Origin of the sequence: Parabacteroides caecihominis (assembly GCF_023656785.1) — a bacterium.
GTDB lineage: Bacteria > Bacteroidota > Bacteroidia > Bacteroidales > Tannerellaceae > Parabacteroides > Parabacteroides segnis.
The window spans coordinates 1-9859 of sequence record NZ_JAMOKS010000072.1 but is presented as its reverse complement, the minus strand read 5'-3'; the positions used below and the strand labels follow the sequence as shown (position 1 = coordinate 9859).

Sequence of the window (9859 nt, the reverse complement as noted above, 5' to 3'; positions counted from 1 at the left end):
AGCTGATTGCAACTCTACATCTCGAGATAGTTTACTTCTACCGATCGGTTAATTCAATTATTCATACAACAAATATATTGAATTAATCTTGCTTTGGTGAACTATGCAAAGTTAGAGCATCTCTGGTATGAGTGCGTGTCGGGTTTTCGTAACGGATGGCGAAGATCACTTCCTGATTCATTTCTTCCAGGAACAGTTTGCCATAATCACTGTAAAGAGCATGTCCCTGACCAATCAGATAGTCGAGTGTTTCTTTATTGTAATTATAAGCTGTCTGCCAATGTTCGGCATTGTAGCTTGGATTGAATTGAGGACTGGCACGGAATAACAAGACACGGCCGAGGAATGCTTTGGCAGCACCTTTAGTCACACGTCCCAGATTGTCACCGGAGAAAGAGGCCGGCAGACCTTCTGCACATGCTTTTAATTCGTTGATAATAAAATCGAAACAATCTTTGGTAGATGTACGTTTTACAAACAGGTCGTCTGTCAGTTCCTGCGGAACAGTAATCAGTGGAACACCGCCGTAGCGTTTTACCATTTCAAAATACAGATAAGCACGGATGAAGCGGGCTTCGTAAGTTAAACGGTTAGCCAGATCGCGATCGATCGTACAAAGATCCGGATTCTGTGCATTTTGGATGAAAATGTTACAGTTACGAATGTTTTTGTAAGGCCAGTACCAGGTTGGAGCGGAATCTTGTGTGTCACTCATATTATCCGGAGTCGTGGTTCCATCTACCCAACCTCCACCACCTGTCGCTTCATCACTTGCATCTGCCACTGTTGTATCCCAACTCGGGATGGAAACATACAGTGCGTTCAGGAAAGCGGTAGTCAGAGTTTCGTCAACCCAAACCTGTTCTTCTGAGATGGAACTCAGATCTTCCTTATCCAATATGCTGGAACAAGAAGAGAAAAATGCCAGAATAGCTGCGCATGTAATAAATATCTTTTTCATATCGAATTACTCAAATTGTTAGAAACTTACATTAATTCCAAAGTTGAAACTCTTAGTCAGCGGATATTGGTAAGCACCACGATCACCACTGTTTTCCGGGTCGTAGATACCAATGTGGTCAAAGACGAACAGGTTAGTTCCTGAGACATAAACACGACAACGGTCTACACCGATTGTACCCAACCACTGTTTTGGCAGTGTATAGCCGATTTCAATATTCTTACAACGGAAATAATTACCGTTCATCAACCAGAAGGAAGATTCCTGGCCGTTGGCTCCTTTTGATCCTGTACCTCCGACACGCGGATATTTACCATCGATATTATCGGGAGAGTAAGCATCAGACCAGATATTTAAAACTGTCTGTTCAGTCCATGTATCACCCCGGTTCGGGAACATGATTGCACGGTGGCCTACCCCCTGGAAGAAGGCTGTAAAGTCAATGCCTTTCCATTCACCTCCAAGGCTGATACCATAGATGATTTCAGGGTCTTTGCTGTATAAGGAAAGGACAGCTTTATCATTTCCGTCAACAACTCCGTCGGGACCGCCTACACCACCTGCTCCATTGATATCTTTCAGGATGATATCTCCTTTTGACCAGTCGAATCCACCGTTATATTGAGGTAAACCAACCAAGTCTGCATCCGTGCGGGCAATGCCGTCAGCCAGATAACCGGTGATGAATTTAATTGGGCGACCTGTTTTGATTTCCCATTCGTAAGCATTTGCAGATTCATCGATCTTTGTATAATGGTTACGTGCGAAAGAGAAGTTCCCCGATACATAGTATGTGAAATTGCCGATTTTATTATCGTGGCGTACTAAGAATTCACAACCCTGGTTTACCATTTCTGCATAATTTTCTTTTGGAAGATCAGCCCCGAATGTTCCCGGAATTGTACGAACGCGGTCCATCAGGATATCTGAAGTTCTTTTATGGAAATAGTCAAATTCCAAACTTAACAGACCGTTCCACAAGCCTAAATCGAAACCGACATCGGCTGTTGTCGTTGTTTCCCATGTGATGCCTAAACTAGGGTAGACACCCGGAAGAATACCGGTGGCACCTGTACCGAACACGGCATTTGTCTTGATTTTATCTGTTTGTGTGATGAATTTATTCAGATACTGATAGTAAGCAACATCATCACCACCGTCATTACCTAGTGTACCGTATGATGCACGAAGTTTCAGGTTATTGATAAAGTTCAGCTTTTCATTCGATTTGAAGAAGTTTTCTTCTGTGACACGCCATCCGGCAGATACTGAAGGGAAGAATCCCCAACGTTTACCGGGAATCCATTTTACCGATGAATCATAACGGAAGTTTGCTTCCAGCAGGTAACGATTGTCGAAACCATAGTTTACACGACCTACATAACCGATACGTCCGATTTCGGATTCATTACCGTCGGCATCTTTCCACTGGCTGTCTGCACTGCCTGCAAACAATTGTTCCAGCGATGAAGAGAGCAGTTCTTTACGTTGTGCCCAGAATTTATCTCCAAATTCTTCATATTGTTCATACAGGAACATGGCTCCGATATCATGTTTGCCGAATGTACGGTTATAATTCAATTGCAGGTTTAGTGTATAAGCACTGGTTTCATTGAAATCTTTTCTGACGAAATTACCGTTTTCGGTTCGGGTACGTGTTCCGACAACCGGAGCATCGTCGCGGATGATATGATTGTGTCCGCCTGAAGTCTCATGTATATATAATGTATATTTCTTTCCTGCCTGTTTTTCGTTTTCATAATACCGGCGGTAGTTGAACATGGCATTGGCTGTCAAACCTTCTACCCATGGAATATCCCATTTAGCACTCAATTTCGTGTTCAATGTATTATGTTTTTTTGATACATGGCCGTTTTTGATTGCTTCCAAAATGTTCCAGTTATAGATAGTCGCATTCGGTTGTCCATTTACATAAGCCGGTTCTGTCGACGGGAAATTCAATAAAGCACGATACATGTCGTTCATCAGATCTTTGTCCGAATCATGAGGCCAGTAAGGCGTGCGCTGGTCGCTCATATTACCGTCTACATCCAATCCGATTGTGAAGTTATCCGCCACTTTGGCGTCTACGTTTGAACGGAAACTGTAGCGTTTGAAGTCCAAATTGTCGAAGGTACCGGTCTGGTTGTAGTAACCTACCGACATGTAGTAGTTGATACGTTCGCTACCACCGTTAACGCTCAGGTTATGTTGTGTTGTGAACGGATTTTTCCAGGCCAGATCGAACCAATCGGTACTGTGTGTCTTAAAATATTCCTGTTCGTCGGCAGTATAATAACGTGAGTCTGTTTCCGGAACTCCGTTATACATAAACTGATTGTTCAGATAAACAGTCCTGTCATAAGCGTTCATTACTTCAGGGGTACGGGTAGGACGATCAGTACCGAACAATCCGGAGTAGCTGAACTGTGGTTTCTGATTCTTACCGCGTCTTGTTGAAACAACAATCACACCATTTGCTGCACGCGAACCATAAACGGCAGCCGAGGCTGCATCTTTCAGTACGGAGATGTTTTCGATTGTATTCGGATCCAGCGCATCGAAGTCGGCTTTTTCACGAACGACACCATCGATTACATAAGTCGGATTTGTATTATTTGGAGTATTGACACCACGGATGGTGATCGGGGAAGATACACCGGGCATACCGGATTTATTGTAAGAGAAGATACCTGGCATACGTCCGGCCATCGCATTGGAAATATTGGAAACCGGAATAGTTGCAATGTTTTCAGCAGAGATTGTAGCTACAGATCCTGTCAGGTTCATTTTCTTTTGTGTACCGTAGCCGATAACAACCACTTCATCCAATTTCTGTGTATCCTCTTTCATGGAGATTGTAAAATCGGTTTGTCCCTCCACTTTTACATTTTGAGTCAGGTAACCGATAAAAGATACTTGTAATGTCGCATTTTCCGGAACCTCCAAAGTGAAACGACCATCCATGTCGGTGATTGTACCGATAGTAGTACCGTTTACAGAAACGTTTGCTCCGGTAATAGGACCTAACTGGTCATTGACAATACCTTTGATAGTTTTTGTTTTTTGCTGAGTAGCATTTGCTTCCATGCTTTTCGGGCGCAGGATGATTTGCTTGTCATTTACACTATATTCAATGTTTGCAGCCTTGCAAATTTCATTTAAGATAGTTTCAATTGATTTGTCTTTAACTTTGATGTTTACTTTACGGTCAACATTAACAAGCTTGCTGTTGTACATAAAGTAAAATTCGGAACTTTCTTCAATTTCCTGTAAAACTTGTTCAACAGAAGCATTCCTCATGTCCAAAGAAATTCGGGCAGATTGTGAGTACAAGGTGCTTGCACTTGCCGTACTTAAAAAGCAGGTTAAACAGAATGCAGCGAGTTTCATACGCATTGGAATTTTTGGTAATAAGTCAAAATTAGACTTAAAACCTTCTAGGTTTGATAAATTCTTCATAATTTCACATTATCAAATTTAATTAGGTTTGAAAATAACTTAATTGGGGATTACCATTCGTCAGGTGAGATTTTCGGATTGGTAATTTGTTTGATTGAAGCAGGAAAATGTAACCAGCGTTTTCCTGCTTTTTCTTTAAGTGTCTGTTCTCATATAATACTTCTTTTAAGTTAACATTTATAACATTTGTTTTTATTTTTATATTAGACGTGACGTGCGGGGAAACACCCTATGTTAAAATCCACTTTTTTTCTTTTTTCTTTGATGGTGTGTGTTACTTTATCGTTTTTATGATAACGGTGCGTTGTGAATAGGTGAAATCATCTGTTTGTTTAGGTTCTATCACTGTACATTTTATAGGCGCTGTTTTTTCCAGTAGGAGTAAAACTTCACTTAGTGTCTCTGTGGTAAAAGTAGCAGAATAGTTATAGTCATACAATTCTTCACCTTCCAGTTTGATGTCGACATTGAAATGGCGAGCGAGTCGTTGTACGATTTCATTCATGTTAGCTCGTCTGAATATCATTTTTCCGTCTTTCCATGAAGTTTCGACAGCCAGATTAACTTTGTCAACTTCCATTCTACTGGTATTTTTATAATATACGACCTGTTCTCCCGGACGTAAGGTCCTGGAAACCGGCTGGCCTATTTCTGTGACTTCAATATGCCCTTTTGCTAAAGTTGCCTCTATTTTATCTTCATCTTCATATGCCTTAACATTGAACTCTGTACCGTAGGCACTGACTTGCAATCCATTGGGCGTTAATACATCGAAGCGGTTCGATTTATCAGAAGTTACTTTAAAATATGCTTCTCCCGTCAGTTGTATATTTCTTTTGTTGTCAGTAAAACGTTTGGGATAGGAGATGGAGGAACCGGAGTTTAGCCATACCTCGGATCCGTCGGGAAGGGTGATTTTGGAAATCAAACCATAGGCCGTTGTCAATTCCACTTGTTCTACCGGCAGGTTATTCCATTCCTTCAGCGTATTGAACAGGGAATAGGTCGCGATCAGAACAGGGATTAGCAGTACTGCTGCTGAAGTCCGGATAAAACTCAGGATTTTCTTTTTGTACTTATCAATAGCGATTTGTCTTGAGACTTTTTCCCAGTTCTGCCGGGTGTTTATTTGCTTATGCAGTTTAAGTTCTGCCGTAGTTTCCCAGATAAAACGAATATCATCTACTTCCTTTTTGAAGTCGGGGGAGGATTGTAGCTGTTGCTCGAAAGCGTTCTTTTCTTCTTTAGATAAACGTCCTTCAAGATATGCTATTATATGTTCTGTATGAATATCCACTTTCGCTCTTTTATAAATTAGACGTATAGCATAAAAGATACCCTATGTTAAAGAATGTTTTTATATTACCAGAGTAACAGGATTATAAGTGGGAGGTAATCTTTCAATTCAACACGAAGATGTTTTAACGCTTTTGTCATATAGGCCTCTACTGTCTTGACTGAAATATTATGTTCGACTGCAATCTCAGCATAAGTCATACCTTCGAATCTGTTTTTTTCAAAAACAATCCGTATGTTGTCAGGAAGTTTGGCAAGTGCTGCCGAAAGCATCTGTTCCAGTTCTATCGTTGAGTAGATATCTCCGGAGGTATACCATGAAGTATTATTCTCGATCTCTTTTTGCTGCCAGTTTTGTTCTGTTTCCTGTTTACGTAGGAAATCTATGCAGGTGTTTTTTACACTTGTGATAAGAAAGTTACGGCTAGATGTATTGATTTCTATATTCTTTCTGTTTTTCCATATTTTGAAAAAAGTTTCCTGTACAATGTCTTCGCAAGTCTCCCATCTGTCAATATATCTATGGGCAAAAACACATAAAGGAGAGAAAAATTGAAAAAAAAGAGTACGAAATGCTATCTCGTCATCTTTTATAGCAATTCTCCAAAACAAACTATCAATGGAACTTATCTCCTTCTCCTTTTCCTTCATTTTATCTATCGCAATGGGGGAATATGATTTTTAGCTAGTGCGTAGTTCTTGAAGAACTATTGCATCCACATGATGCAAATATAAGGTATTTTTATTACAAGTAGTTAAAAACCTGACATTAATCAAAAGGATTCTTATATTATAAAAGTTATACATATAGTAATATCCAGGATAAACTTATTGAGTGGTTTTTGTTTTATGGATTGAAAAACAAAATGTTATGTGATGTGGTTTTAACCCGAGTTCTTCAAGAACTCAAATAAAACGACCGCTTTTAATTCTTCTATTAAAATGGTTTTTAACGATTAGAAGTTATGTAAAGATGCAATTCTGTTATTGGCATTATCCGAATAACGGAATTGCATCTTTGTAAACCTGTCTGTTCCGGTGAGATTCGAAAAGTTCTCAGATTTATTTATTAGCCTGTTTCATCACAGGAAGCCATTTGGCATATAATTCTTCTACGATTTCAATCTCGTCTCCCTGCGGAGTATCCGGATAAACGTCTTTGTTAAACGCCCAATCATACTCCCAATTTGTTAAACGAGTATAGAAATCGCTGGCATCCAATGCGGGACGTCCTCCTAATGATTTACGGATATATTGTTCGTCATAGCGCCATTCTCCTTTGGGCTGGGCTTTCAGGTAGCTGATGAATTTCTCCCAACGTGGTTTATAATACCCTTTCATTAAGCCGGCCCATTGACGGTTTGAATATTCAAACAGGTGAGCGGAAGAATGATTTGGACCCCATACTGTAACTAATGTACGGGCATTCCATTCATATAGATCTTTTTCCTCTTCAGTCGTTCCCCATTGGCGTGCTTCTTTAATCCATTTGCCAAGCAGGAAAGTAGAGCGGGTACCCAACAGGCGGTCGAAGTCATCGATCAATGTCAGAAACTGCTCTCCGGCTTGTTGTAACTTTTCGTTATCTCCGGCCAGATAGGCTTCTGTGATTTGTTTTTGTAAAGGCAAAGACAGGTCGGAAAGACACTGGCGCATCACATCCACCAGGTCATAACGGTAGGTGTCGCTTTTTTTCAGATCGTTGGAAGCCTGAAGGAAATGATCGACCGCATCCCATAAACGAACGGTAGAATAAGGGCGACTCAAATCTCCATTAGCGGCAACTTTCTGGATGGTCAAAGCTGGACGGGCGCACATGACACTTTCTGTGCTGGGTAGTCTACCAGCTTTACTTCCATAGACTGTTTCCAGTAAGACTTTCCACCCCTGTTCTGCACCGGCTGGTAGTTTTCCGTAGCGGGCACGTGCATAATCGGTAATCCATTTTTCCAAGTCCGGTGCATCCTGCATCCAGGTTATTTCGGTAGACAGTTCGTAAACGACCGGATTATGTTCGATTGCTTCCGGGAAGAGGCCAATGCCTTGTATATTGCCTCCTTTGGGGCTTTGCTTCAGTTCGTGTGCATTTTGGGCGTATAAGGCCAGGTTACCACCCATGTAAACACGTCCGCCATAGTTATGCAGTACGCCGGCCACATACGGATAGTTCCAGAAGCTATTGAATTTTTCCACATTCCAGCCTCCTAAATCCAGTAATAACAAACGGTCCTGAGGGAATGTGCGTGCAATAGCTTCACGTAACGACCAGGTTTGCATGGCAATAACAGCTTCAGGATCGAAACCGGATGCGACTTCCCATATCACTTTCCCTACCGCTTCGAGATATGACTTTTCGTTGCTGGGAGCTGCTCCTTCATGGAAGGGATCGGCTGCATATATATGATTGGTTCCGTATAATTTCTGTTGTTCTTCCAGAAAGGCTTGTCCCATTTCTTTGAATAAAGGATCGAGAGGATCTAACTGAACGGTTGCTGTGAATGCGTTGCACCAACGATTTTTGTCTTTGATGCGGGCGTCCGGATATTTTTCTTTCAATTTGATGGGGACAAAACCAGTAAAACTTTGCAGGATCGGTGTCATTCCCAGTTCACGCTGGCGTTCAAGTATCTGTTGTCCGAGTATCTGGTGAGAATCGATCCATGATTGGGGCAACGGGCCTCCGTATGTTTCGATGTTTGTCATCCATTGCCATGCCTGGAAAGCCGGACCGACTAAGAATGTACGGATTTCATCGTCATTCATTTTAAACCGGCGTAAGGTGTTTTGCCAGACTGCTTCCTGTCCGATCACTGCCAAAGGCATATTGATTCCGTGCATTGCCATCCAGTCTATTTCACGTTGCCAACGTTCCCAGTCCCACCAGGCCATCGTGTAACTGACTGTGCAGTAATTCAGATAAACGCGGTGGTCGAAAGCGGTGGGGCAGGCCACCTTTTCCGGCACTTCAGGCAATCGCGACGGAAGATTCAGGTTATCTCCGTTCCAGGAAATATGGGCGTTGCAGTAGTATTTCAGATAATGGTATAAAGCGGAGGCCACAGATACTCCGTTGTTACCGCGTAATATGATCTTATGACCTTTCGATTCAATTTCAAAACAATCTTTTCCATCTTTCGCCTGGAGCATTTCCACTTTGAACGAAGAGGCTCTTTCGGGAATGACCCTTTTGATAAGGGCTTCCGAAGCCTTGCGTGCATCGTCTTTAGCCCATATACTGCCTATGGAAAGTAATAGGCAACATACAATCAATCTTAATTTCATTTGGTAAAATATTAATTTAGTATTTATAATGTTTTTCATGTGTAATTACTAAGCAAAGTATCTGAATGTCGAATAATTGACGTATAAAAGCACCGGATACCCTATGAATATTTGAAAAAACTACATTATCGTCTATCTTTACAGCCTGAACAGGAATTAATAAATAAGAATTTATGAATCACGAAAGTACTAATTTTCAGTTTGAAAAAGAAATAGGATGGCAGGATCTCGGTGGAGGTGTGCAACGTCAGATCATGGGATATAATGGTGATCTGATGATGGTGAAGGTGAAATTTGAAGCGGGAGCGGTCGGTGCACCTCATACGCATCCCCATACGCAGGTTACTTATGTGGCAAGCGGCGTTTTTAAGTTTACGACGGATGGGGAAACCAAGGTTGTCCGGACTGGGGATGGCGTTTATATGAAACCGGGAGTTTTGCATGGTTGCGAGTGTGTGGAAGCCGGTGTTCTGATTGACACGTTCAATCCGGTAAGAAAGGATTTTCTATAGAAAGATATGAATCAATTAGTGACGGTGTCTTCAGGCTGTATTTTGAGACTTTGTTAGCCGAGGAATGTTTTTTTCTTGTTAGAAATTCCCCACATTCTTTATTTATGTGGGGAATTTTCCCCCACTGGAGGGGAATGATCCCCATTGCAATGGGGAAAAATTCCCACTGTCATGAGACGTACGTTATAGTTCGGTCCTATAACAGGCTTTTACACACCCCTTATCCCCTCTCAAGAGACTGTGTAAAAACATATCTCAAAAAGATCTTTGACATTTTGTATAGTAAATAGAAAGAAAATTAGTTCTGGAAAAAGTTCTTGTTCTCAAATTTTGGCTGAAATCGACC

At 41.4% G+C, this 9859-nt stretch carries 6 protein-coding genes; 1 reads left to right on the top strand and 5 read right to left on the bottom strand.

The window, feature by feature from the left end:
- Positions 1-82 precede the first annotated feature (82 nt).
- The 5 genes from NBH14_RS28225 to NBH14_RS28205 form a co-directional block, all read right to left on the bottom strand.
- Positions 83-961 carry a RagB/SusD family nutrient uptake outer membrane protein gene (locus NBH14_RS28225; RefSeq protein ID WP_250817980.1) on the bottom strand — a complete coding sequence of 293 codons (879 nt, stop codon included), beginning with the start codon at positions 959-961 and terminating at the stop codon, positions 83-85.
- An 18-nt stretch (positions 962-979) separates the two neighbouring features.
- Positions 980-4354, bottom strand: a complete 3375-nt coding sequence (locus tag NBH14_RS28220) for a TonB-dependent receptor (protein ID WP_186962063.1) — start codon at positions 4352-4354, stop codon at positions 980-982.
- Between the two features lie 343 nt (positions 4355-4697).
- On the bottom strand, positions 4698-5720 hold the full coding sequence (locus tag NBH14_RS28215) for a FecR domain-containing protein (protein ID WP_186962064.1): 1023 nt from the start codon (positions 5718-5720) through the stop codon (positions 4698-4700).
- 65 nt (positions 5721-5785) lie between these two features.
- Positions 5786-6370, bottom strand: coding sequence for an RNA polymerase sigma-70 factor (locus tag NBH14_RS28210; protein ID WP_046147440.1), 585 nt, complete (start codon positions 6368-6370; stop codon positions 5786-5788).
- Positions 6371-6781: 411 nt separating this feature from the next.
- Positions 6782-9001 (bottom strand): alpha-N-acetylglucosaminidase, encoded by a 2220-nt coding sequence (locus NBH14_RS28205; protein WP_186962065.1) that lies wholly within the window; start codon positions 8999-9001, stop codon positions 6782-6784.
- A 173-nt stretch (positions 9002-9174) separates the two neighbouring features.
- Between NBH14_RS28205 and NBH14_RS28200 the strand changes: the two genes are divergently transcribed.
- Entirely contained in the window at positions 9175-9513 is a 339-nt protein-coding gene (locus NBH14_RS28200) for a cupin domain-containing protein (protein ID WP_128133031.1), read from the top strand.
- Positions 9514-9859: the final 346 nt, after the last annotated feature.

Coding starts and splice junctions, on each gene's coding strand:
- NBH14_RS28225 (WP_250817980.1), bottom strand. CDS start 961: ATGAAAAAGATATTTATTACATGCGCAGCTATTCTGGCATTTTTCTCT.
- NBH14_RS28200 (WP_128133031.1), top strand. CDS start 9,175: ATGAATCACGAAAGTACTAATTTTCAGTTTGAAAAAGAAATAGGATGG.
- NBH14_RS28210 (WP_046147440.1), bottom strand. CDS start 6,370: ATGAAGGAAAAGGAGAAGGAGATAAGTTCCATTGATAGTTTGTTTTGG.
- NBH14_RS28205 (WP_186962065.1), bottom strand. CDS start 9,001: ATGAAATTAAGATTGATTGTATGTTGCCTATTACTTTCCATAGGCAGT.
- NBH14_RS28220 (WP_186962063.1), bottom strand. CDS start 4,354: ATGAAACTCGCTGCATTCTGTTTAACCTGCTTTTTAAGTACGGCAAGT.